This window comes from Curtobacterium sp. NPDC098951, assembly GCF_044759965.1.
Lineage (GTDB): Bacteria > Actinomycetota > Actinomycetes > Actinomycetales > Microbacteriaceae > Curtobacterium.
In genome coordinates, this window is sequence record NZ_JBIWAG010000003.1 from 622,216 (window position 1) to 644,859 (window position 22,644).

The 22,644-nt window shown below is 71.5% G+C and carries 22 protein-coding genes and 1 tRNA gene; 16 read left to right on the forward strand and 7 right to left on the reverse strand.

What is annotated here, in order from left to right; genetic code table 11:
- Nucleotides 1–26: 26 nt before the first annotated feature.
- Nucleotides 27–326, reverse strand: a complete 300-nt coding sequence (locus tag ACIQUC_RS12015; RefSeq protein ID WP_402267084.1) for a hypothetical protein — start codon at nucleotides 324–326, stop codon at nucleotides 27–29.
- 56 nt (nucleotides 327–382) lie between these two features.
- Between ACIQUC_RS12015 and ACIQUC_RS12020 the strand changes: the two genes are divergently transcribed.
- Both ACIQUC_RS12020 and ACIQUC_RS12025 read left to right on the forward strand, forming a co-directional pair.
- Nucleotides 383–760, forward strand: coding sequence for a cold-shock protein (locus ACIQUC_RS12020; RefSeq protein ID WP_022906598.1), 378 nt, complete (start codon nucleotides 383–385; stop codon nucleotides 758–760).
- Nucleotides 760–1,473: a DUF3027 domain-containing protein gene (locus tag ACIQUC_RS12025; RefSeq protein ID WP_402267088.1), complete on the forward strand. Its 714-nt coding sequence runs from the start codon at nucleotides 760–762 to the stop codon at nucleotides 1,471–1,473. The genes ACIQUC_RS12020 and ACIQUC_RS12025 overlap by 1 nt, the downstream gene beginning before the upstream one ends.
- An 82-nt stretch (nucleotides 1,474–1,555) precedes the next feature.
- On the opposite strand, the gene serC is transcribed toward ACIQUC_RS12025, so the two are convergent.
- Nucleotides 1,556–2,671, reverse strand: coding sequence for a phosphoserine transaminase (gene serC, locus ACIQUC_RS12030; protein WP_402267090.1), 1,116 nt, complete (start codon nucleotides 2,669–2,671; stop codon nucleotides 1,556–1,558).
- 186 nt (nucleotides 2,672–2,857) lie between these two features.
- On the opposite strand from serC, the gene ACIQUC_RS12035 reads away from it, so the two are divergent.
- From ACIQUC_RS12035 to argG, 6 genes are all read left to right on the forward strand, one after another.
- Entirely contained in the window at nucleotides 2,858–3,553 is a 696-nt protein-coding gene (locus ACIQUC_RS12035) for a metal-dependent transcriptional regulator (protein WP_402267092.1), read from the forward strand.
- Between the two features lie 274 nt (nucleotides 3,554–3,827).
- Complete coding sequence (locus tag ACIQUC_RS12040; RefSeq protein WP_402267095.1) at nucleotides 3,828–4,763, forward strand: C40 family peptidase; 936 nt, start codon at nucleotides 3,828–3,830, stop codon at nucleotides 4,761–4,763.
- A gap of 383 nt (nucleotides 4,764–5,146) precedes the next feature.
- Complete coding sequence (locus ACIQUC_RS12045) at nucleotides 5,147–5,641, forward strand: HNH endonuclease (protein WP_022906594.1); 495 nt, start codon at nucleotides 5,147–5,149, stop codon at nucleotides 5,639–5,641.
- A gap of 188 nt (nucleotides 5,642–5,829) precedes the next feature.
- Complete coding sequence (locus ACIQUC_RS12050) at nucleotides 5,830–6,933, forward strand: epoxide hydrolase family protein (RefSeq protein WP_402267098.1); 1,104 nt, start codon at nucleotides 5,830–5,832, stop codon at nucleotides 6,931–6,933.
- A 13-nt stretch (nucleotides 6,934–6,946) separates the two neighbouring features.
- Nucleotides 6,947–7,018, forward strand: a tRNA-Arg gene (locus tag ACIQUC_RS12055).
- 76 nt (nucleotides 7,019–7,094) lie between these two features.
- On the forward strand, nucleotides 7,095–8,537 hold the full coding sequence (argG, locus tag ACIQUC_RS12060) for an argininosuccinate synthase (RefSeq protein WP_402267101.1): 1,443 nt from the start codon (nucleotides 7,095–7,097) through the stop codon (nucleotides 8,535–8,537).
- A gap of 310 nt (nucleotides 8,538–8,847) precedes the next feature.
- Here the strand turns inward: argG and ACIQUC_RS12065 are convergent, their stop codons facing one another.
- Nucleotides 8,848–9,987 (reverse strand): AI-2E family transporter, encoded by a 1,140-nt coding sequence (locus tag ACIQUC_RS12065; RefSeq protein ID WP_402267104.1) that lies wholly within the window; start codon nucleotides 9,985–9,987, stop codon nucleotides 8,848–8,850.
- Nucleotides 9,988–10,350: 363 nt separating this feature from the next.
- Here ACIQUC_RS12065 and ACIQUC_RS12070 point away from each other — a divergent pair, with 363 nt between their 5' ends.
- Nucleotides 10,351–10,518 (forward strand): hypothetical protein, encoded by a 168-nt coding sequence (locus ACIQUC_RS12070; protein ID WP_022906582.1) that lies wholly within the window; start codon nucleotides 10,351–10,353, stop codon nucleotides 10,516–10,518.
- 86 nt (nucleotides 10,519–10,604) lie between these two features.
- On the opposite strand, the gene ACIQUC_RS12075 is transcribed toward ACIQUC_RS12070, so the two are convergent.
- Nucleotides 10,605–12,038 (reverse strand): MATE family efflux transporter, encoded by a 1,434-nt coding sequence (locus tag ACIQUC_RS12075; protein ID WP_402267106.1) that lies wholly within the window; start codon nucleotides 12,036–12,038, stop codon nucleotides 10,605–10,607.
- A 140-nt stretch (nucleotides 12,039–12,178) separates the two neighbouring features.
- Complete coding sequence (locus ACIQUC_RS12080) at nucleotides 12,179–12,622, reverse strand: MarR family winged helix-turn-helix transcriptional regulator (RefSeq protein WP_402267109.1); 444 nt, start codon at nucleotides 12,620–12,622, stop codon at nucleotides 12,179–12,181.
- Nucleotides 12,623–13,038: 416 nt separating this feature from the next.
- On the opposite strand from ACIQUC_RS12080, the gene ACIQUC_RS12085 reads away from it, so the two are divergent.
- The 5 genes from ACIQUC_RS12085 to ACIQUC_RS12105 all read left to right on the forward strand — a co-directional run bounded on the left by ACIQUC_RS12085 (nucleotide 13,039) and on the right by ACIQUC_RS12105 (nucleotide 18,040).
- Nucleotides 13,039–15,114 (forward strand): choice-of-anchor G family protein, encoded by a 2,076-nt coding sequence (locus ACIQUC_RS12085; protein ID WP_402267111.1) that lies wholly within the window; start codon nucleotides 13,039–13,041, stop codon nucleotides 15,112–15,114.
- 84 nt (nucleotides 15,115–15,198) lie between these two features.
- The gene (locus tag ACIQUC_RS12090; protein ID WP_402267114.1) at nucleotides 15,199–15,336 is read left to right on the forward strand and encodes a hypothetical protein; all 138 of its coding nucleotides are present in this window, start codon (nucleotides 15,199–15,201) and stop codon (nucleotides 15,334–15,336) included.
- A gap of 8 nt (nucleotides 15,337–15,344) precedes the next feature.
- The gene (locus ACIQUC_RS12095) at nucleotides 15,345–15,512 is read left to right on the forward strand and encodes a hypothetical protein (protein WP_022905701.1); all 168 of its coding nucleotides are present in this window, start codon (nucleotides 15,345–15,347) and stop codon (nucleotides 15,510–15,512) included.
- Between the two features lie 39 nt (nucleotides 15,513–15,551).
- Nucleotides 15,552–16,379 (forward strand): ammonia-dependent NAD(+) synthetase, encoded by an 828-nt coding sequence (gene nadE / locus ACIQUC_RS12100; RefSeq protein ID WP_031261309.1) that lies wholly within the window; start codon nucleotides 15,552–15,554, stop codon nucleotides 16,377–16,379.
- Nucleotides 16,380–16,591: 212 nt separating this feature from the next.
- A complete protein-coding gene (locus tag ACIQUC_RS12105; RefSeq protein ID WP_022905699.1) occupies nucleotides 16,592–18,040 on the forward strand; it encodes an SPFH domain-containing protein in 1,449 nt (482 codons plus the stop codon).
- Nucleotides 18,041–18,073: 33 nt separating this feature from the next.
- On the opposite strand, the gene ACIQUC_RS12110 is transcribed toward ACIQUC_RS12105, so the two are convergent.
- Together ACIQUC_RS12110 and ACIQUC_RS12115 are read right to left on the reverse strand one after the other, a co-directional pair.
- Nucleotides 18,074–18,511, reverse strand: coding sequence for a hypothetical protein (locus tag ACIQUC_RS12110; RefSeq protein WP_402267119.1), 438 nt, complete (start codon nucleotides 18,509–18,511; stop codon nucleotides 18,074–18,076).
- A gap of 25 nt (nucleotides 18,512–18,536) precedes the next feature.
- The gene (locus tag ACIQUC_RS12115; RefSeq protein ID WP_402267121.1) at nucleotides 18,537–19,517 is read right to left on the reverse strand and encodes a hypothetical protein; all 981 of its coding nucleotides are present in this window, start codon (nucleotides 19,515–19,517) and stop codon (nucleotides 18,537–18,539) included.
- Nucleotides 19,518–19,785: 268 nt separating this feature from the next.
- Here ACIQUC_RS12115 and ACIQUC_RS12120 point away from each other — a divergent pair, with 268 nt between their 5' ends.
- Nucleotides 19,786–21,762 (forward strand): MDR family MFS transporter, encoded by a 1,977-nt coding sequence (locus ACIQUC_RS12120; protein WP_402267269.1) that lies wholly within the window; start codon nucleotides 19,786–19,788, stop codon nucleotides 21,760–21,762.
- 61 nt (nucleotides 21,763–21,823) lie between these two features.
- A complete protein-coding gene (locus ACIQUC_RS12125) occupies nucleotides 21,824–22,408 on the forward strand; it encodes a TetR/AcrR family transcriptional regulator (protein WP_402267124.1) in 585 nt (194 codons plus the stop codon).
- The last annotated feature ends 236 nt before the right edge of the window (nucleotides 22,409–22,644 follow it).

Sequence of the window (22,644 nt, forward strand, 5' to 3'; positions counted from 1 at the left end):
TCCGCCGCGATCGTTCGACGCGGGCCTCAGCGACTCGCTCGGTTCTCACGGGCACGTCGAGTCCAGACGATGCCGAGGAGCACGAAGAGGAGGACCATGCCGATCGGGAACCCGTACAGCGGGATCGCGAGCACGACCGGCCACGGCATGGAGCCCGCGGCGCCCGGGGCCGTCAGCCAGACGACGATCATCGCGACGAAGCAGAGCAAGCCGAGGATGATGATCCCGCCGACCATGAACGCGAGGGCGCGTTCGGTACGATTGAACGTCACCGGGGGTTGCGCGGAGTCCTGCGTGTTCCCGGCGGATCGGGTCGGCTTGGCCATCGACCCAGGATATCCGACGCACCACGGCCGTTCCACGATCACGAGGAGACCGACGAATGCCCACCGGCAAGGTCAAGTTCTACGACGACCAGAAGGGGTTCGGGTTCATCACCGGCGACGACGGCGAACCCGTCTTCCTGCACGCGTCCTCGCTCCCGGACGGCGTCACGTCGGTGAAGGCCGGTTCGCGGCTCGAGTACGGCGTCGTCCAGGGGAAGAAGGGGTCGCAGGCGCTGTCCGTGCGGCTCCTCGACCCGCAGCCGTCGCTCGCGAAGATGTCACGCCGATCGGCGGACGACATGGCCGTCATCGTCGAGGACCTCGTGAAGGAGCTCGACCGGATCAGCGGGGACTTCCGGCACGGCCGGTACCCGAAGAACGGCACCCGAATCGCTGCGATCCTGCGGCACGTCGCTGACCAGTTGGACGCGTGATGACCGATACCTCCCCCGTTGCCCCGGCTCCCTCCGAGGACCTCACCGCGCTCGCCCGGACGGCGCTCGTCGAGGTGACCCCCGAGTCGACCGTCGGCGCGTTCGCCGGCACCGTCGACGAGGGCGACGGCGTCGTCTCGGTGCTCTTCGCCAACCGGATGGCCGGCTACCCCGGCTGGCGCTGGACCGTGTCGATCGCCCAGGTCGCCGGTGACGAGCCGACCGTGCTCGAGGTGGAGCTCATGCCGGGCGACGGTTCGCTGGTCGCACCGGAGTGGGTGCCGTGGTCCGAGCGGCTCGCCGAGTACCGGGCCGGGCAGGACGCCGACGGCGCCGCGGGCGAGCACCCCGACGAGGACGACGAGTTCGACGGCGACGAGGATGAGGACGACGACGCGGACGAGGACGCCGACTACGACGACTCGGACGACGACGAGTCCGACGACGACGAGTCCGACGACGAGGACGACTTCGACGCGGACGAGGACGACCTCGACGAGTCCGACGACGACGACATCGACGGGGTGGACGTCGACGAGCTCGACGGCTCGACGGAGGACGACACCGACGACGCCCCCGAGCAGGACGCACCCGCCGAGCCCGTCCGCGGCCGCCGACGGACCCAGCGGGTCCGCCCCGTCGACCCGGACGCCGACCTCGAGCTCGATCGACTGGACGCCGGCGAGGTCGACCCGGAGCACCACCGCTCCTGACCGGTGACCGACCGGTCCCCGGGACGGACAGGAGGCGCGGTGCCAGCTGGCACCGCGCCTCCTGTCACGAGGACCGACCGCCTCAGCGCAGGGCGTCCACCGTGAAGTCGATCGCCCGCACGAGCTTGGCGACGTCGTCCGGGTCGATCGCGGTGAAGGTCGCGATGCGCAGCTGGTTGCGACCGAGCTTCCGGTACGGCTCGGTGTCCACGATCCCGTTCTGGCGGAGGGTCGCGGCCACGGCCTTCGCGTCGATCGCGTCGTCGAGGTCGATCGTGGCGACGACCTGCGACCGGGCTGCGGGGTCGGTCACGAACGGCGTCGCGTAGTCGACCGACTCGGCCCAGTCGTAGAGCGTGGACGACGAGGTCTTCGTGCGCGCGTCGGCCCAGCCGAGCCCGCCGGACTCGTTGATCCAGCGGACCTGGTCGTCGAGCAGGATCAGGGTGGCGAGTGCCGGGGTGTTCAGCGTCTGGTCCAGCCGCGAGTTGTCGACGGCGTTCTTGAGCGACAGGAACTCGGGGACGTAGCGGTCGCTCGCGGCGATCCGCTCGACGCGCTCGATCGCCGCGGGGGAGAAGAGCGCGAGCCACAGGCCGCCGTCCGAGGCGAAGTTCTTCTGCGGGGCGAAGTAGTAGACGTCCGTGGCGCCGACGTCGAACCGGGCACCACCGGCGGCGCTCGTCGCGTCGACCACGGTCAGGGCGCCGGGGTCACCCGCGGCGCGGACGACCGGGGCCATGACGCCCGTCGAGGTCTCGTTGTGCGGGTAGGCGTAGACGTCGACGCCCTCGACCGGCTCGAGCGACGCGAGGGATCCGCCGGGGGCCTCGACCACGTGCGGTGCCTCGAGCCAGGGGGCACCCGCGGCCTTGGCGAACTTCGAGCCGAACTCGCCGAAGGACAGGTTCTCGGCACGGCGCTCGATGAGCCCGAACGCGGCGGCGTCCCAGAACGCGGTCGAGCCGCCGTTGCCGAGGACGACCTCGTAGCCGTCGGGCAGCTCGAAGAGGTCGGCGAGGCCGGCGCGGAGGCTGCCCACGAGGTCCTTGACGGGCTTCTGACGGTGGGAGGTGCCGAGGATCGTCGCGCCGCGGGTCACGAGGGACTCGAGCTGGGCGCCACGGATCTTGGACGGTCCGCAGCCGAATCGGCCATCGGTCGGGAGGAGTTCGGCGGGGATGACGATGTCTGCCATGCACCGATCCTAACGAGCGGTATCCCAGCGCGAGTGACCGTGTACCGGCCGGACGGGGCGGGCCGACACCGCGCCTCCTGGCCGCATCACGCACGTCCTTCCTTGCGTCGTGCAAGCGTCGGTCGCTCCATGTCGTCCCGAACAAGTAGGGTGGGGCGCGCTGGGCCCAGACATGAGAGGCGGACCGTGACCGATCTCGTCGACACCACGGAGATGTACCTTCGCACCATCCTCGACCTCGAGGAAGAGGCGATCGTGCCCCTGCGCGCCCGCATCTCGGAGCGCCTCGGCCACTCGGGTCCCACGGTCTCGCAGACGATCGCCCGCATGGAGCGCGACGGCCTCGTCGTCGTCTCGGGCGACCGTCACCTGGAGCTCACCGACGAGGGACGGTCCCGCGCGACGCACGTGATGCGCAAGCACCGGCTCGCCGAGCGGCTGCTCTCCGACGTCATCGGCCTCGACTGGGCGTTCGTCCACGACGAAGCATGCCGCTGGGAGCACGTGATGAGCGAGCAGGTCGAAGTCCGGCTGCTCGAGATGCTCGGCAACCCGACCGAGTCCCCCTACGGCAACCCGATCCCCGGCCTGGCCGAGATCGGCGGACCGGCGGCACCGGGCTTCCTCGACGGCGTGCAGAACATCGTCGCCGCGACCGAGGGCACCGACGCCGTGGCGACCGGGATCATCCGCCGCCTGGGCGAGCCCGTGCAGTTCGAGCCGGAGCTCCTCCACCAGCTGCGGTCCGCCGGGGTCATGCCCGGCCGGGTCGCGAGCGTGCAGCGCGCCGGCGCCTACGTGGCGGTGCGTGTCGACGGCGAAGACGCCGGCATCGAGCTGCCGACCGAGGTCGCGCAGCACGTCTACATCGAACGTTCCTGAAGCGTCTGCCCCCGGAACTGGGGCGAGGCCGATTCCTGCGCGCTGATCAGGGCTTCTTTACCGTTCTGTTACAAACGGGCGATTTCATCTCGACAAGGTAACGGTCGCCACGTACACTCGTCCGAGTCCGCCGGCCACCCACGAGGCCCAGGACCCGTGACAGGACGTCTCGAACCCGTCTCCTGTCTCGATCGGAAACGATGACGAACGGATGGGGTTGCACGGCCGGCGATCACCCCCGCTGGCAGTGGTGACGAGACGCCGGAGACACCCCTTGACGCAGACCGGTTCCGCCGCGGACGACCAGACGCCCGCGAACCCGACGAACACCGTGATCGCCACCGACGCCCCCGTCTCACGCCGCGCAGCGCGCACCGTGACCCCGGTTCGCGACGCCCCGCTCCCCGGCGGTCGCCGCGCAGCCCAGGCAGCCCGTGCCGCCGCGACGACCAAGGCGAGCTCGTCGGCCCGCAAGCGCCGGTTCCTCGCGCCGGTCGTCCTGACGGTCGCCGCCGGCATGTTCGGCACCGTCGCGGTCGCCCCCGCGTTCGCCGCGACGTCGCAGTCGACCGGCACCGACGCCGCCGCCGCGCAGCGCCAGGTCCGCACCACCCAGGCCCAGAACTTCTCCGTCTCCGACGCGGTCGCCCTCGCCGGGACGAGCCGCGACGGCTACGGCGCGACCTCCCAGTCGACGCTCGACGCCGAGGCCGCGAAGAAGGCCGCCGACGCCGCCGCGAAGCAGGCCGCCGCGCAGGCTGCGGCCACCCAGGCGGCCCGCGCCCAGACCGCGTCGCAGTACGCCTCGTACACGGGCCCCAGCGCTTCCGACTACGTCGCCTCGTCGACCGCCGCGAACACCCCGTTCTCGCTGCCGGCCGTGGTCGCCACCGCCAAGCAGTACATCGGCACCCCGTACGTCTTCGGCGGGGCCGACCCGTCGGGCTTCGACTGCTCGGGCTACGTCATGTTCGTGTACGCGCAGTACGGCATCAACCTCGCGCACTCCGTGCCGCTGCAGGACCAGGCCGGCACCACGATCCCCGAGTCCGAGGCGCAGCCCGGTGACGTCGTCATCTTCAACAACGAGGCGCACGACGGCTTCTACATGGGCAACGGCATGATCATGGACGCCCCGAAGCCCGGCGGCTCCGTCTCGATCCGTCCGATCTGGACCAGCGACTACCACATCGTCCGTTTCGGCATCTGACGTCGGAGTGCCCACGGGGCACCTCGCCTGCGACGCCCGAGCGTCGATCCCGTGAACATCGCCGGAACCGGCCCGTGCACCCTCGTGCCGGGCCGGTTTCTGACGTACCCTGACCCTGCACCGGCCCGAACGGTCCGAGCAGGGAGACCCCATGTCAGCGTTCCGCACGACCCGCACCATGGGTCGGCGCGCGCACGTCGACATATGGTCGACCACCGCCTGCGTGCACGAGCACGCCCCTGCATGACGAGAGCACTGCCCATCCGGGTGGTGCTCTTCGTGGTTCAGGGGCCGTTCGCGCGAGCGGAGGTCACCTGCGCGGTACCCCGGTCCGACGCACCCGCACAGCCTGGAAGCCGTCCAGGCACGTCGGAAGGGAACCCATGCGCACTCTCGTCCTCAACGCCGGTTACGAGCCCCTCGCGGTGATCTCGTTCCGTCGGGCCCTCGTGCTGGTCATGAACCAGAAGGCCGCCATCGTCGCCGCCGACCTCGACCACCCGGTCACGGGATCGACGTCCACCTACGACCGTCCGTCCGTCATCATCCTCACCCGGTACGTCCGCATCCCGCACTCGAGGCTCGTGCCGGTGTCCCGCCGAGGCGTCCTGCGCCGGGACGCGAACCGGTGCGCGTACTGCGACCGGCACGCCACGACGATCGACCACGTGCAGCCCCGCTCCCGCGGTGGCGAGGACTCGTGGGAGAACCTCGTCGCCTGCTGCCTGGCGTGCAACAACACCAAGGGCGACCGCACCCCGCAGGAGATGGGGTGGCGGCTCCGCTTCCGCCCGAAGGCGCCGCACGGGGCGTCGTGGGTGGTGCGGGGCATCGAGCGTCCGCAGTCGGAGTGGGACGAGTACCTCGTGGCCGCGTAGCGGCTGATGCCGCGGCTGACGCCGTGGCGGACGGGAGGCGCGGGTCGTCACCGGCCCGCGCCTCCCGTCCGCCGGGATCCGCGTCGGACTGTCGGGACCCGCGTCGGACGGTCGGGCGCCGCCTGCGCGCGCGATGCGTCCGCCGGGACCCGCGTCGGAGTGTCGGGTGCGCGGCGTAGCGTGCCGCCATGGCCGAGACCCCGAGGATCGACGACGACACCATCGCGGACCTCCGCATGCGGCTCCGGGCCACCCGGTGGCCCGACGCCCCGGTCGGCACGGGCTGGTCGCTCGGGATCGACGTCGACGAGCTGCGGGCGCTCGTCGCGTACTGGGCGGACGGCTTCGACTTCGCGGCGCACCGAGCGACGCTCGCCGCTCTGCCGTCGCGTCGGACGGTCGTCGACGGCATCGGCATCCACGCGCTGCACGCGCGGGCGACGACACCGGGGGCGCTCCCGCTGCTGCTGGCGCACGGCTGGCCGGACTCCGGGTGGCGGTTCCGCAAGGTGGTCCCGATGCTCGTCGACGCCGGGTTCGACGTCGTCGTGCCGGACATGCCCGGGTACGGCTTCTCGGACGCCCCGCCCCGCGTGCTCGACGCCCGCGAGGTCGCGGACCTGTGGGCCACGCTCATGACCGACCTCGGGTACGAGCGGTTCGCGGTGTCCGGCGGGGACATCGGCTCGCACGTCGCCCGGTACCTGGCGCTCGACCAGCCCGAACGCGTCGTCGCCGTGCACCGGATCGACGGCGGGCTCGCGTGGCCCGGCCTCGACGCATCAACGCTCTCCGCCGCCGAGCAGGAGTTCGTCGCCGCGACCGACCGCTGGCGCACCGCCGAGGGCGCCTACGCGATGCTGCACCGCACCAAGCCGCAGACCGCCGCGGTCGGGCTGACGGACTCGCCGTCGGGGCTCGCCGCCTGGATCGTCGAGAAGCTCCGGTCGTGGAGCGACTGCGGCGGCGACCTCTGGTCGGTGTACACGCGGGACGAGGTGCTCGCGCTCGTCACCGAGTACTGGGCGACGGCCACGATCGGGTCCTCGATGCGGATGTACCACGCCAACGCGGCGATCCCGGCGTCGCAGCTGGCCCGTCGGGTCGAGGTGCCGTCCGGGTTCTCGATCTTCCCGGGCGACATCGTGCGGGCGCCGGTGGAGTGGCTCAAGCGGACGACGAACCTCGTGTACCACCACGAGCTCGACCGGGGCGGGCACTTCGCGCCGTTCGAGCAGCCGGTGCTCTTCGTCGACGAGGTGCGGGCCTTCCTGGAGCCGTTCCGCCGCTAGAGTGGTGGGGCCAGCCTCTGTAGCTCAATGGAAGAGCAGTTCCGTCCTAAGGAAACGGTTGGGGGTTCGAGTCCCTCCAGGGGCACCGAATCATCGTGGGGGTTCGAGTCCCTGCACCGCGAGCGCGATGTACCGGCTGGACTCCCCGTACGATTGACGTCGTGTCCAAGGTCCTGAGCAGTCTCCCCGTCGGCGAACGAGTCGGCATCGCGTTCTCCGGAGGTCTCGACACCTCCTGCGCGGTCGCCTGGATGCGCGAGAAGGGAGCGGTGCCCTGCACGTACACGGCCGACATCGGCCAGTACGACGAGCCGGACATCGACGCCGTCCCGGGGCGCGCGCACGAGTACGGTGCCGAGATCGCCCGCCTCGTCGACGCGAAGAGCGCCCTGGTGGAAGAGGGCCTCGTCGCCCTGCAGACCGGCGCGTTCCACATCCGTTCCGGCGGCAAGACCTACTTCAACACGACGCCGCTCGGCCGCGCCGTGACGGGCACGATGCTCGTCCGCGCCATGAAGGAGGACGGCGTCGACATCTGGGGCGACGGATCCACCTACAAGGGCAACGACATCGAGCGGTTCTACCGCTACGGCCTGATGGCGAACCCGCGGCTCCGCGTCTACAAGCCGTGGCTCGACTCCGAGTTCGTCGAGGAGCTCGGCGGCCGCAAGGAGATGAGCGAGTGGCTCGTCGCCCGTGGCTTCCCGTACCGCGACTCCACCGAGAAGGCGTACTCGACCGACGCCAACATCTGGGGTGCCACGCACGAGGCGAAGAGCCTCGAGGAGCTCTCGAGCGGCCTGGACATCGTCGAGCCGATCATGGGCGTCGCCGCGTGGCGTGACGACGTCGAGGTCGCGACCGAGGTCGTGTCCGTCCGCTTCGAGGCCGGCCGCCCCGTGGCGATCAACGGCGTCGAGTACGCGGACGCCGTCGCCCTGGTGTACGAGGCGAACGCGATCGGTGGCCGCCACGGCCTCGGTGCGTCCGACCAGATCGAGAACCGCATCATCGAGGCGAAGAGCCGCGGCATCTACGAGGCGCCGGGCATGGCGCTGCTGCACATCGCCTACGAGCGCCTGCTCAACGCGATCCACAACGAGGACACGGTCGCGTCGTACCACAACGAGGGCCGCCGCCTCGGTCGCCTGATGTACGAGGGCCGGTGGCTCGACCCGCAGTCGCTCATGCTCCGTGAGTCGCTGCAGCGCTGGGTCGCCTCGGCGGTCACGGGCGAGGTCACCCTGCGGCTCCGTCGCGGTGACGACTACACGATCCTCGACACCACGGGGCCGGCGCTGTCGTACCACCCGGACAAGCTCTCGATGGAGCGCGTGGGCGACGCCGCCTTCGGTCCGGACGACCGCATCGGCCAGCTGACGATGCGCAACCTCGACATCGCGGACTCCCGGGCACGCCTCGAGCAGTACGCCGCCGCCGGCCTCATCGGTGGCGCGACGGGCGAGCTCGTCGGGCAGCTCGAAGCGGGTGAGTCGGAGGAGATCCTCGGCGGCGCGGTCGTCACCTCGGACGCCGACGACGCGCTCGGTCGTCGGACGGACCTCGCGTCCGAGGGTGCAGCGTTCGACTCCGGCACCGACTGACCACGACACACCACGACGAAGGGGGCCTCCGCCACGTGCGGAGGCCCCCTTCGTCGTGGTGTGCTGCGCCCGGGCCGGCGGACGGGCCGGGGTCGAACGACATTGTCGACGTCGTACGACATCGATGACGTCGCTGCCGGGCGTGTGCAACTGTTGCGGCCGCGGGCGAACGACATGGTCGACGTCGTACGACATCGAGGTTGTCGTTCCGGGGCAGCAGCGCGGACGGTGCAGACGACCCGAGCGCCCGAGCGCCCGAGCGCCCGAGCGCCCGACCGCACCCGCGCCTGACGCGGACGTACGACCCGCGTCAGCGCGCCTCCGCGGTCTCCTCGCGCTTCTGGCGCCACGGGCGTGCCGGCTGGTCGGGCCCGTCCCACACCTGGATCGCTCCCCAGGCGGCGGCGAGCAGCGGCACCGAGATGATCGCGCCGGTGATGCCCGCGAGCACCGTGCCGGCGGTCAGCCCGATCAGGATGACGAGGCCGTGCAGCTTCAGCGTCTTGCCCATCAGGACCGGCTGCAGCAGGTTGCCCTCGAGCTGGTTGACGAGCACGACGATGCCGACGACGATCAGCGCCGGGACCGGACCGAGTGCGACGAGGGCGACGAGCGCGGCGAGGATGCCGGCCGCGGTGGCGCCGACGATCGGGATGAACGCCGTGATGAACACGACGACGGCGAGGGGGAGCGCGAGCGGGACGCCCACGATCGCGATGCCGACCCCGATGCCGATCGCGTCGACCGCGGCGACGGTGGCGGTGCCGCGGACGTACCCGCCCAGGGTCAGCACCACCCGGTCACCCACGCGACGGGCCCGGTCGTAGCGTGCGCCGGTGAACGGGCGGAGCAGGAACTCCCAGATGCGCGGCCCGTCCTTGAGGAAGAAGAACAGCACCACGATCATCAGCACGAGACCGGTGAGGAAGTTCGCCGTGGCCGACGCCCCCGCGAGGGCGCCGGAGCCGAACTGCGAGCTGGTGACGAAGTCCTGGATGCCCTTGACGGCCTCGTCGATCTGCGACTGGTCGATCGAGATCGGCAGCGTCGACGCGAAGTCCTGCAGCTGGTCGAAGCCGCGCAACGCGGACTTCTGCAGGTCGGGCCACTGCGAGACGACGGCGACGACGATGAGCCAGCTCACCAGCCCGAGCACGACGAGCACGCCGATGAGGACTGCGAGGGTCGCGAGCACGGACGGCACCCGGTGCCGGCGCAGCCACGACACGACAGGGTGCATGGCGGACGCGATGATGAGCGCGAGGAGCACCGGGATCGTGACGACGCTCAGCGTGGCCGCGGCGTAGACGATGCCGATGACCACGACGAGCAGGACGATCAGCTGCAGGCAGCGGGTGGCCAGACCGCCGAACGAGTCCGACCAGAGCTTCGTCACCCTGCTCGGCGGAGTGTCGGGGTGCGGGGTGTGCGGGCTGCCGAACAATGGCATGGGGCTCCTCGGGGTACGGGTGTGCCCGCCCACCGTACCGGCGCGGCGACGATCCGGGCCGGGGTGTGTCGACGGGGCCTCGATGCGTGTTCCGGACGGTTCTCGTGCCGAGGGTCGCGCGACAGTACGCTGGTGGACATCGGACCGACTCAGGGTCCCGTCGTCATGATGCTCCTCGCGGTCTGCGGGGTCTGGCGTGACGGGACGGTCCGATCGGATCCGGAGTGCGCATCACTCCGACGAAGGGCTGGTCGACGTGACCGCCACGCTCCACACGTTCTCGCACCCCGTCGAACTGTTCGCCGGTTCGCCCCGCACGCCCCTCGGTCCGCTGGCCGTCTCCGTCGTCGAGCTGGTGCTCGCGTGACCGACCGCCGCCAGGAGGACTGGCACCGCCACGGCATGCGCTCGCCCGAGGACATCGCCGATCTGCTCGCCGCGCGGCTCGGTGGTTCGGACGAGACGCTCCGTGCGGTCGGACCGACGTGGGACGAGCCGTCCTACGCGGACTTCCTCGGCGAACAGCTCTGAACCGACCGCTGACGCGCTGACGCGTCTGACGGACGGGAGGCGCGGTGCCGGCTGGCACCGCGCCTCCCGTCCGTCGTGGCGTCCGGTCAGACCGCCGCCGCCTCCTCGAGCGCGGCGTCCGCCCGCTCCGGTGACCCCGCGGCGAGACCGCGGGTGATCCGTCCGCGGGACAGCGCCCACAGCACCAGCGCCGCGGCGAACACGAGCACCTCGGTGACGGTCAGTGCCCAGATGATCCCGGCGAGCCCGAACCACAGGTTCCCGACGAGCACGATCGGGATGAACAGCACGCCCTGCGCCATCGACAGGACCATGGCGGGCAGCACCATCCCGGTCGCCTGGAACAGCGACGTGAGCAGGCCGGTGAAGCCGTTCACGATCGTGGCGACGAGCTGCGCGGTCAGGATGGTCAGGCCGATCGCGAGCACCGAGCGGTCGCCCGAGAAGATCGTGAAGACCTGCTCGCGGAACACGAACACCGTGCCGGAGAACACCAGGACGATCGTCCCGACGGTGAACGCGGCACCACGGAGCGCGGCGCGGAGCCGGTCGGCGTCACCCTTGCCGAACGTGTAGGCGAGGAGCGGCAGGACGCCGATCGTGACGCCCATCACGAGGAACTCGGGCACCTGGGCGATGCGGACGGCGACGCCCATCGCCGCGAGCGGGTCGTCCCCGTACCCGGCAGCGAGGTTGTTCAGCACGAGGGTCGTCACGATGAGGAACCCGGCCTGCAGCAGTTCGCTCGAACCGATGCCGAACACCGGCCCGACGACGTCCCTCCGCAGCGTGAACCACTTCGGTGCGAAGCGCACGTTCGCACTGTTCCGCTGGAGCCAGACGATCCAGTAGCCGATCGCCACGACGTTGCCGAGGCCGACGGCGAGGGCGGCGCCGGCGACGCCCCAGTGCAGCACGAGGATGAAGAGCACGTCGAAGACGAGGTTGCCGACGGTCGACAGGACGAGCCCGATCATGGCCTGCCGCGCCGCCCCTTCGGAGCGGACGATCTGCTCCAGCGTGAACGACGCGGCGAGCACCGGGACGAACGCGAGCATGACCGAGACGTACGCGCTCGTGGCGGGCGCCGCGGCGGCGTCGGCACCGAGCACGGCGACGAGCGGGTGCAGGAACACCAGGCCGAGCACGGCGAGGACCACGCCGGTGGCGACGGCTCCCCAGAGGGCGAAGGCGGCGACGCGCTTGATGTCCTCGGCCTTGGCGGGATCGTGTTCCGAGGCCCCGAGCATGCGCGACATGAGGGCGCTGCCGCCGACGCCGAACACGCCGCCGACGGCCATGACGATGCCGAGGAGCGGGGTGCCGAACGTGATCGCCGCGAGCAGCGAGGTGTCGTGCTGCGATCCGACGAAGCCGGCGTTGATGACGTTGTAGACGGCGCTGACGACCATCGCGGCGGCCATCGGGACGCACAGGTGGACGAGGGCGCGGCCGATCGGGGCGGCGGACAGGTACCAGCGGTTCCTCGCCGCGGCGGTGTCGGGTGCGGTGGTGCTCATGGCTGCCTCCTTCTGGGCACGGCGGAGCGCGCGCCGACCGTCGGTCGGCGCCGCAGGGCATGACGGATGACGCGATCGGCGTGGGCCGACGCGCGTGGGTGGGTCGCGCCTCCTGGACGGGCCTGGAGGCGCGGGTCAGGTCACCGGGTGGGTTCCGGCAGTTCCGCGGTCACCTTGTGCAGGAGTTCCTGCAGGGTGGCGCGCTCGTCGGCGTCGAGCGGTGCGAGCAGGACGTCGTCGAGGGCGACCATGGCGTCCTCGAAGCCGGCGATGAGGGCGATCCCCTCGTCGGTGGCGAAGACGCGCTTCGTCCGGGCGTTCCGGGCGTCCGCCCGGCGTTCGACGAGCCCGCGCCGCTCGAGCCCCTGCAGGAGGCTCGAGACGCTCGCCGCGCTCGTCCGGGTGATGTCGGCGATGTCCCGCTGGATCGCGCCGGGTGTGTGCTGCAGGTACCCGAGGACGAAGCTCTGCTCCTGGGTGAGGTCGCGTTCGCGGACCCACTCCTCGGCAGCCTTCCGTTGGGCCCACCCGATCCAACGCATCTGCTGGAGGGGAGAGTCGAGCCGAGGTGCCTGGTGCGTCATGATCAGAACACTAACCGTTCGACATCTAACTGTCAACGATCGAACATCGAATCCCGCGTGCCCCCGAACGGGGGTATCGCCAGCACCGGGGAAGCGCCTTGTAGATTGCTCAGGAAGCGCGGTCTCACCAACCGCACATCCTCAGCTCGACGACGTCGCCGAGCCCACCCCGGGGGGATCAGGACATGGCACGAGGACGAACGATGCGCGCACGATCGATGCGCCCGTCCGTGGACGCTGCCTGCACCGCTCCCCGCCTCGCCGGAGGTGATCACTCCGGATAGCCGCGCCCGCGCGCAGCACGACGCGCACACGTGACTCCGGGCCGCCCCACCAGCGCGCCCGTCGGATCCCCCGCCCCACCAGCGGGGGATGGATCAGCAGGCGGACGACCTCCGCCTGGAGGAAGAGGCACCATGCCACGCACTGCAACACGCTTCGCGCTCCGCGCGGGCGCCACGGCCACCGTCGCGGCCGTGATCATCGGGGGAGCAGCCCTCCCCGCGCACGCCGCCGCGAGCGACGTGACCCAGGCCGAGGGTCGGCTCGTCGCCGGCAGCGGAACCGTCGACCTCGACACCGTCGCGGCGCTCGCCGGGTCCTTCGGGGCCACAGCGCCCGGCGGGACGACCGCCGGGCAGTCGGACCCGCTCGACCTCTCGGTGCTGGACAGCCTCGGGATCACCGTCCCCGGCGGCATCCAGCTGCTCGGCCAGAACGGCCTCGTGAACGTCGGCGTCGCCGGCCAGGTCGCGAGCACGGACACCACCTCGGCGGTCGCCGCGGCCGGCGCGGTCGGTGCCGACGGCGCGATCCAGGTCGGCCCGGGCACCCCCGGCGCCGGCGCGACCGTGAACCTCACCCCGCTGCTCGGCGGGCTCGACGTCGACGACGTCGTGAGCGAGCTCTCGGTCGGTCTCGGTGCCCTGTCGGCCCGTGCCGAGGCGACGCGCACGTTCGACGGCTCGGACGTCACCACCGACTACCAGGTCGCGGGTGCGCAGGTCCGGCTCGTGAGCCCGGCCGTCCAGCAGCTCGTGACCTCGCTGGACACGACGCTCGGCACGACCGACGACACCGTGAACACGGCGATCGGCGAGGACGGTCGCACCACCGAGCTCACCGACGCGCTGCTCGACCCGGTGACCGACGCGGTGAACACCCTCGGGCTCGGCACGCTGACGCTCGAGGACACCACCGCCCAGCTGACCGCGGACATCGACCTGCAGGGCGCGCTCGCCAGCGTGACGCAGCAGCCGCTCACCGACGGGCCGGTCACGATCGACCTGTCCTCCGGCGTCGTCACGATCGACCTCGCGCAGCTCTACACGCTGAACGACCTGCCGGCGAACACCACGCTGCTCGACGACGCGACGATCAACGCCCAGATCACCGGCGCGATCTCGGACATCCTGACCGACCAGCTCCCCGCGCTGCTCACCACCAGCCTCACGAACGCGCTGGACGTCGCCGACGTGCAGCTCGTCGTCAACACGGGCGTCGACCTCCTCGGCGCGGACGTCGCGGGCCTCACCCTGACGGTCGACACCACGGTCGGCGACCTGCTCGGCACCGGCGACGGCGCCACGCTCGCGGTCGCCGGGACCGGGATCCTCGCCCCGGTGCTCGACGAGCTCGACCCGCTGCTGCAGCCGCTGCTCGGGTCGACCATCGTCCCGGGGCTCACCGGCATCCTCGGTGACGTCCTCGGCGGCGACTTCGTCGCGGAGACCGTGCAGACCCTGGTCGCGACGATCACCTCGACCGTCACCGCTCTCGACCCGCTGCTCGACGTCGTGAACGAGGTCGTGTCGGTCACGATCAACTCGCAGACCGACCCGTCCTTCACCGAGCCGACGGCCGACGACACCGGGGCCACCACGGTCCGGGCCGTCCGCCTGCAGCTCGTCCCGGCGGCCGACCTGGCGACGGTCGACCTCGCCACGGCGACCGTGCAGGCCGACCCGTTCGCGGGCATCGTCATCACCTCGCCCGAGGACGGCACGGACTACGCCGTGGAGACCGACGACGACACCACCGACGTCCCGGTGACGGGGACCGCCGAGCCGGGCGCCGACGTCGACGTCACGCTCGACGGTGACGACGAGGGCACGCAGTCGACCGTCGCCGACGAGGACGGCACCTGGACCGTCACGTTCCCCGGGGTCGCCGTCGGTGACCACGAGGCCGAGGCGATCGAGACCATCGGCACGCTCGTGAGCGACCCCGACACGGTGACCTTCGCGGTCGCCGCGGCCCCGGTCGACCCGACCGACCCGACCGACCCGGGCACGCCCGGTACGCCCGGCACGCCGGGTGCCGGCGGCGGCACGGGCGGTGGCGGTGTCGGCGGTGTCGGGAACGGCAGCGGTGCTGGGACCGGCAACCTCGCCTTCACCGGTGCCGAGGTCCTGCCGATGCTGCTCCTCGCCGGGCTGCTCCTCGCAGCCGGTGGCGGGACGCTCGTCGCCCGTCGCATGCGTCGGGTCTGACCCTGACGGGCGTCGGTCGTGACCGGCGCCCGTCTCCCGGGCCCGCGGCGCGTTTCGGGTCGTCGCGGTCCCGCCGGTGCGGTGGTGGTTCGGGCCACCACCGCACCGGCACCCCTCCTGCTGCTCCTCCGGCCGACCGGTCCCACCGGTCGGCCGCTCCCGCTCCCGCTCCCGCTCCTGCTCCTGCTCCTGCTCCTGCTCCTGTTCCCGCTCGCGACGTGAGGACCTCCGTGCACGACCACGACACCCACCCGCTCGACCGCCACGTCGGACCCCCGCACGTCGAACGCTTCGTGCTGACCCGGGCCCAGGAGACCATCGGCGTCGTCTGCACCTGCGCGATCGGTGCGGACCACGACAACACGATCCGGCCGATCGGCGCGGATCGCGTGCACTGAACCCTGTGCACGCGGCCGGTGCAGCGGGATACTGGGGTGGTGCGTGAACTCCAAGCCCAGATCGCGGCGGACCTCGACGTCCAGCCGACCATCGACCCGCAGCAGGAGATCGACCGCCGGGTCGGGTTCCTCCGCGACTACCTGCTCACCACCGGCGCGAAGGGGTACCTCCTCGCGATCAGTGGCGGGCAGGACTCGACCCTCGCCGGCAAGCTGACCCAGCTCGCCGTCGAGTCGCTCCGTGCCGACGGGCACGACGCGTCCTTCACGACCGTGCGCATGCCGTACCGCGTGCAGGCCGACGAGGACGACGCCCAGCTCGCGCTGCGGTTCATCGGCGCCGACCCGGGCATCACCGTCAACATCGAGCACGGCGTCGACGGCGTCGTGCAGGACACCGCGGCCTCCGGCGTGGAGCTGAGCGACTTCGTCAAGGGCAACGTGAAGGCCCGCATGCGCATGGTCGCGCAGTACGCCGTCGCCGGGCAGCGCGGCCTGCTCGTCGTCGGGACCGACCACGCGGCCGAGGCCGTGACCGGCTTCTTCACGAAGTACGGCGACGGCGGCGTCGACCTCACCCCGCTCACGGGCCTGACGAAGAGCCAGGGCCGACAGCTGCTCGAACACCTCGGCGCGCCGGCGCGGCTGTACGAGAAGGCCCCCACCGCCGACCTGCTCGACGAGACCCCCGGGCAGACGGACGAGGCGAACCTCGGCCTGTCCTACGCCGAGATCGACGCCTACCTGCAGGGCCACGACGTCCCGGTCGAGGTGGCCGAGGCGATCGAGTCGCGCTACCGGGCGACCGAGCACAAGCGCCAGGTCCCGGCGACACCCTTCGACGCGTGGTGGCGCCAGGGCGCGTAGACGCTCGAGCCACCCCGTCCAGGAGGCGCGGTGCGGGTCCGACCCGCACCTGGGCCCCGCCGGCCGGTTCCGGAGCGACGCGCCAGCGGCGGTTCGGCCGTGCCCGGTGGGAGCCTCCTGTCCGGCCCCGCGCGCTCCTAGGATGGAGACCGACAGAACAACAGATGCGGAATCCAGGTCGCCGCCGGTGACCCGTTCCGCGAGGGGGAGTCATGGAAGTCCTGTTCGCACTCGGAGCCGTCCCGCTGATCGTCGTGGGGATCGTCGTCCTGGCGGTCGTCGTCCTGATCTACGCGAAGCTCGTCTACCGGAACGCCGGCGCCGACGAAGCACTCATCATCACCGGCAAGCGGTCCCGCAAGGTGAAGAACCCGGACGGCACCGAGACGGTCGAGTCCGGCATCAAGGTCGTCCTCGGAGCTGGTGTGCTGGTCCGGCCGTTCTTCGAGCGGGTCGCCAAGATCTCGCTGAGCTCGCGGGCCATCGACATCAACGTCAACGCCCAGGACTCGCGCGGCGTGACCATCGACGTCGAGGCCGTGGCACTCGTCAAGGTGGGCGAGGCCGACGCCTCGATCCGGGCGGCAGCACAGCGCTTCCTCGGCCAGGAGAAGAAGATCGACGACTTCGCGCGCGAGGTCCTGTCCGGTTCCCTCCGTGCGTCGATCGGTGCGACCGACGTGTCGACGATCATCCGCAACCGCGACCAGCTGACGGTCGCCGTGCTCGACGTCGCGAAGGACGCGCTGCACAGCCAGGGGCTCGACGTCGACTCGTTCGAGATCAAGGGCATCTCGGACCGCAACGACTACATCAGCGACCTCGGCCGTGCCGAGCGCGCCCGGGTCCGGCTCGAGGCCGAGAACGCCGAGGCCCAGGCCGACCGCGAAGCCCGCGAGGCCCGTGCCACGGCCGACCAGGCGATCGCCGAGGCGGAGAACACGCTCGCGATCCGCCGGGCCGCCCTGCAGCTCGACGCCGATCGTGCCTCTGCCGAGGCGGCCGCCGCCGGCCCGCTCGCCCAGGCGCGTGCCGCCCAGGGCGTCGTCGAGCAGGAGCAGCTGACCGCGCAGAAGCGTGCCGAGCTCCGCCGCGCCGAGCTCGAGTCCGAGGTCTCCGCCGTCGCCGAGGCCCAGGCCCGCAAGACCCGTGTCGAGGCAGAGGCCGCCGCCGCCGCCCAGGTGGAGACCGCCCGTGCCCAGGCCGAGGCCCGACGCATCTCGGCCGAGGCGATCGCCGCCGAGGCCCAGGCGGAGTCCGAGGCTCGCAAGCTCGCCGCCGACGCCTCCCGCGCCGAGGGCGAGGCGGCAGCCGACGCGATCCGTGCCAAGGGTCAGGCCGAGGCCGACGCCACCAAGGCCCAGGCGGACGCCCTCGCCCAGCACTCCGAGGCGGTCCTCCGGGTCAAGGCCATCGAGACGCTGCCGAGCATCGCCCGCGAGCTGGCGGCACCGATGGGCAACATCGACAAGCTGACCGTCGTGTCCTCGGACGGTGCCGGCGCGCTCTCGAAGAGCGTCGTCAGCCAGTTCAGCGAGGTCGACGCCCTGCTCGGGACCACCGCGGGCTTCACGTTGAGCGACATCGTGAAGAGCACCACGACGGGGCAGGCCGCGGCCCGTGCGGTCGTGCGTGAGCAGGAGTCCGCGACGGCCGAGTAGCCGGTCACGCGCCAGGTGCGGGCGCGGCGGGGATCAGTCCTCGTCGCGCCCGTCGTCGTCCCGACGGTCGCGCTGCTGGCCACCGGCGTCCTCGCGCTCGCCCCGACCGTCGTGCTCGCCCGGGTCGCGCTCCGCGCCCCGACGCTGGTCCGCCAGCCGTTGCTGCCAGACGACGCTCCGCGCGGCCCCCTCGAGGACGTCGTCCACGCTCCGGCCGGTCTGTGCGGCGAGGGCTCCGCCGAGGCCCGCCGTCAGGGTGCCGCCGGCGGACGCGAGTCGTTCGACGACCTGCTCCTGCCGGTCGGTCAACGGTTCGTCGATCATCTCGTCGACGGTGTCGCGGATGTTTTGCTCGCTCGCGTCCAGGGCCGCCTCGTCACCCGAGTGCAGCGCTGCCGCCTCGCCGACGACGACGAGTCCGAGCCGCGCGGCATCGTCTTCCGGGCGCTGGCCTTCGTGCTCGTCAGTCATGAGCGGGACCGTACGCTCGACCGGATCACGCTTCCTGGACAGCGGGGTACGCCGGCGGTTCCCCCGACGGCCGTTCCGCCCACCGTCGGAGCAGCCACTCGGCCGCGGCCAGCCCTTCGCGCCGCTGGAAGTCCCGGAGCGTCGGCATGTGCGGGATGTCCGGCCGCGCCGCCTTCTCGAAGAACGTGCCGGCCAGTCCGGCGAGGACCGCGTCCACGCTCGCCGACGACAGACCGGTGAACACCGGGTGGGTGGCGAGGTGGTGCTCGACGTCGGTGTCCTCTCCGCGGACGAGCACGTCGAGCAGGTACGTGAGCGGGTCGAGCCAGTGCGCGCCGACCGAGGCCCACGGCCAGTCGACGATCCAGACCACGTCGTCGGCGTCGACGAGCAGGTTGTCGGCTCGGCAGTCCACGTGCGCCAGCGACTGCCCGTCCGTCGCCGCGGCGGCTCCGCGAGCGGCCTCGGCGAACGCCGGTGCGGCGGCCACCACGTGGGCCGGGACGACCCCGGGGAACCCGCCGTCGAGCATCCGGTCCCACGCGGCGAACTCGACGACGAGGTCGTCCGCGACCCGGGGGAGCCGCGCGAGGGCTCCGGCGGCGGGCGGCAGGGTGTCGAGGGCGTCGAGCACCGCACCGATGTCCGAGCCGTCACGGGCGCCGCCCGGGTGGCGACCGTCGACGTCCTCGATGACGAGGGCGATCCAGTCGTCGCCGTCCACGGTCGCGCGGAGCACCGTGTGGAGCCGCGGTGCCTGCACGGTGGACGGCAGGTGCCCGAGCACCTCGGCCTCGCGCTCGTGCATCCCGAAGCCGTCCGGGTTGCGGGACCGTGCCAGCGTCTTCACGAATGCGCGTCGACCGCCCTCGGTGACCACCCGGTCGGCACCGCCGGGGGAGTACCCGCCCGCTTGCGACACGGCGTGCACCACCGCGCCGCCGAGCGCCGTCTCGATGCCCGTTCGTACCACCGCCGGCACGTCGGTCCAGGTCGTCCGCCCCATGCCGTCCGACGATACCTGCGAAGACGTTCACCAAGCATGCACAATGGGAAACATTGCGTTGCGGGCAAACCTGCTGGTGGTGTAAAGTTGCAGCGTCTGCAAGGTTGACCCGCCGTCATCGGCCCGCCACACGCTCCGGCGTCCCTCGCGACCACCTCCAGCCACCACACGCATCCCTGAAGGACCCGCATTGTCCACTGCCACCGCTCCCGTCGAGGTCCAGCGCGGGCGACAGGACTCCCCGGCCAGCGCGCCGGGGAAGCCGATCATGTCGCACCGCCAGATCCTCCTCGTCATCTACGGCCTCATGGCCGGCATGTTCCTGTCGTCGCTCGACCAGACGATCGTCGGCACCGCGATCCGCACGATCGGTGACGACCTGCACGGGCTCGACCAGCAGGCCTGGGTCACCACGGCCTACCTGATCGCGTCGACGATCACGACGCCGATCTACGGCAAGCTCTCCGACGTCTTCGGTCGTCGCCCGCTCTACATCTTCGGCATCGCGGTCTTCATCATCGGCTCGCTGCTGTCGACGATGTCCACGTCGATGATCATGCTCGCCGCGTTCCGTGCCTTCCAGGGCATCGGCGCCGGTGCGCTGATGTCGCTCCCGCTGGCGATCATGGGCGACATCCTCGCCCCCCGCGAGCGAGCCAAGTACCAGGGCTACTTCCTCGCCGTCTTCGGCATCTCGAGCGTCATCGGCCCGCTCATCGGCGGCCTGTTCTCGGGCGCCTCCACCATCCTGGGCGTCACCGGCTGGCGCTGGGTCTTCCTGATCAACGTCCCGATCGGCATCGCCGCACTCCTCATGGTGATCGCGTTCCTGCACCTGCCGAAGTTCGGCGACGCCAAGGCGAAGCCCCGCATCGACTGGTGGGGTGCCACATCGGTCATCGTCACGCTCGTCCCGCTCCTGCTCGTGGCCGAACAGGGCCGCACCTGGGGCTGGGGCTCGGCCGGCGCGATCGCCTGCTACGTGATCGGCGCCCTCGGCCTGGTCGCCTTCCTCGTCATCGAGACGCTCATGCAGGACGACGCGATCATCCCGCTCAAGCTCTTCCGCTCGGGCACCTTCTCGATGGCCACGGTCCTCGGGTTCCTGGTCGGCTTCGCGATGTTCGGCGCCATGCTGACCATCCCGCTGTACCTGCAGATCGTGACCGGCCTGACGCCGACCGAGTCGGGCTTCGCGACCCTGCCGATGATCGGTGGGCTCATGATCGCCTCGATCGCGTCCGGCCAGATCGTCGCCCGCACCGGCCGCTACCGGATCTTCCCGGTGATCGGCACCGCGCTCGTGTCGCTCGGCTACGTCGTCCTGACGTTCATGACGATCGACAAGCCGCTCTGGTTCCTGATGATCGGCATGTTCCTGATCGGCCTCGGGCTCGGGCAGCTCATGCAGAGCATCACCCTCGCCTCGCAGAACTCGGTGCAGCCGCGTGACATGGGTGTGGCGACCAGCTCGGCGACGTTCTTCCGCCAGATCGGTGGCACGCTCGGCACCGCGGTGCTCCTGTCCGTGCTCTTCTCGATCATGCCGGCGAACATCCTGCACGCCACCGCCGACCAGGAGAACCTCACCGGTGCGCTCGACGCCGCGCTCGACCCGACCGTCGCCACGGCGAAGGCGAACCAGGGCGTGATGGACCAGATCTGGAACCCGATCGTCACGCCGATCAAGCAGCAGGTCCAGTCCGGCCTCGACCAGGCCACCGCGCAGGTGACCCAGGCCACCGCCGGCGCCCCCGAGGCCGTGCAGCAGCAGGCACTCACCGCGGCGGCCGACAAGGCCCACGCGTCGGTGCAGGACGGCAAGCTCGTCGTCGACTGGTCGGACGACGCCCAGCGCACCTACTGGGTGAACGACCTCGCGCCGACCCTGTCGAAGCAGATCGAGAAGGGCACGGGCGACTCGGCCTCGTCGAGCAGCGAGACGAGCGACACGTCCTACCTGAACGGCGCGGACGCGGCGCTGACCCGCCCGTTCATGTCCGGGTTCAACGCCTCGGCCGTCACGGTCTACTGGGTCGGCTTCGCGGTCATCCTGCTCGCGTTCGTCCTGAGCTGGTTCTTCAAGGCGCCGCCGCTCCGCAAGAGCTCGGCCCTGCAGGAGCAGGCGGACAGCGCGAGCACCGCGGACGACCTCGAGGTCCAGGCGGTCAAGGCCGCCGACACCATGGGCTCGCCGACCGCCCCCGGCACGGGGTCGATCCCCGTCCAGCGGGACCGCGTCTAGCAGCGGACACCGGGGCCTCTCGTCACCGGACGGGAGGCCCCGACCCGCACCAGGAGCAGCAGTGAGCACGATCGAGTCCCACCCGGTGGCCGACAGCGGCCTGCGGGAGCGCAAGAAGCAGCAGACCCGGGCTGCCATCCACCGGTCCGCCCTCGAGCTCGTCACCGAACGCGGACTCGCCGGCGTCACCGTCGAGGAGATCTGCGCGGCCGCCGACGTCTCGCCACGGACCTTCTTCAACTACTTCCCGTCGAAGGGCAACGCGGCCCTCGGACTGCCGTCGACCACCGTCCCGGACGACGCCCGCGCGCGGTTCCTCGCCGGTTCCGGTGTGCTCGTGTCCGACCTCTGCGATCTCGTGGCGCAGACCGTGACCCTGCCCGAGGACCGCCGCCGGATGAAGGCGCTCGTGCAGGCACGGCCGGAGATGGTGCCGACGATGCTGCAGTGGACGGCCGACGCGCGGACGGCGATCGTCCGGGTGGCTGCTGAGCGGGCTGACGCCGACACGGCCCGGACCGCGGTGACCCTCGTCATGGCCGCGGTCATCGAGGCCGCGCACCGGTTCACGGTCGCGTCCCGCGACGACCTGGCGGACCGGCTCCGCGGTGTGGTCGCGGAGATGGGTCTGCTCGCCACCGCCTGAGCGGCGCGACCACGTCCACGAGGAGCGCCCCGCCGGCCGGTACCGGCGCGACGAGCCGGCGGCGTGGCGGCCGTGACAGGAGGGGGGGGGGGGGGGGGGGGGGCCCCCCCCCCCCCCCGCCCCCCCCCCCCCCCCCCACCCCCCCCGCCCCCCCAACCCCCCCCCCCCCCCCCCCCGCCCCGCCCCCGACTAAGCCCCCGAAGACACCCCACCAGATCTTTTACTGGATTACTACC

Bases quoted from the DNA above. Each gene is read 5' to 3' on its own strand.
- ACIQUC_RS12015 (WP_402267084.1), bottom strand. From the start codon at position 326: ATGGCCAAGCCGACCCGATCCGCCGGGAACACGCAGGACTCCGCGCAA.
- ACIQUC_RS12020 (WP_022906598.1), top strand. From the start codon at position 383: ATGCCCACCGGCAAGGTCAAGTTCTACGACGACCAGAAGGGGTTCGGG.
- ACIQUC_RS12025 (WP_402267088.1), top strand. From the start codon at position 760: ATGACCGATACCTCCCCCGTTGCCCCGGCTCCCTCCGAGGACCTCACC.
- serC (WP_402267090.1), bottom strand. From the start codon at position 2,671: ATGGCAGACATCGTCATCCCCGCCGAACTCCTCCCGACCGATGGCCGA.
- ACIQUC_RS12045 (WP_022906594.1), top strand. From the start codon at position 5,147: ATGCGCACTCTCGTCCTCAACGCCGGTTACGAGCCCCTCGCGGTGATC.
- ACIQUC_RS12050 (WP_402267098.1), top strand. From the start codon at position 5,830: ATGGCCGAGACCCCGAGGATCGACGACGACACCATCGCGGACCTCCGC.
- ACIQUC_RS12065 (WP_402267104.1), bottom strand. From the start codon at position 9,987: ATGCCATTGTTCGGCAGCCCGCACACCCCGCACCCCGACACTCCGCCG.
- ACIQUC_RS12075 (WP_402267106.1), bottom strand. From the start codon at position 12,038: ATGAGCACCACCGCACCCGACACCGCCGCGGCGAGGAACCGCTGGTAC.
- ACIQUC_RS12080 (WP_402267109.1), bottom strand. From the start codon at position 12,622: ATGACGCACCAGGCACCTCGGCTCGACTCTCCCCTCCAGCAGATGCGT.
- ACIQUC_RS12085 (WP_402267111.1), top strand. From the start codon at position 13,039: ATGCCACGCACTGCAACACGCTTCGCGCTCCGCGCGGGCGCCACGGCC.
- ACIQUC_RS12105 (WP_022905699.1), top strand. From the start codon at position 16,592: ATGGAAGTCCTGTTCGCACTCGGAGCCGTCCCGCTGATCGTCGTGGGG.
- ACIQUC_RS12110 (WP_402267119.1), bottom strand. From the start codon at position 18,511: ATGACTGACGAGCACGAAGGCCAGCGCCCGGAAGACGATGCCGCGCGG.
- ACIQUC_RS12115 (WP_402267121.1), bottom strand. From the start codon at position 19,517: ATGGGGCGGACGACCTGGACCGACGTGCCGGCGGTGGTACGAACGGGC.
- ACIQUC_RS12120 (WP_402267269.1), top strand. From the start codon at position 19,786: ATGTCGCACCGCCAGATCCTCCTCGTCATCTACGGCCTCATGGCCGGC.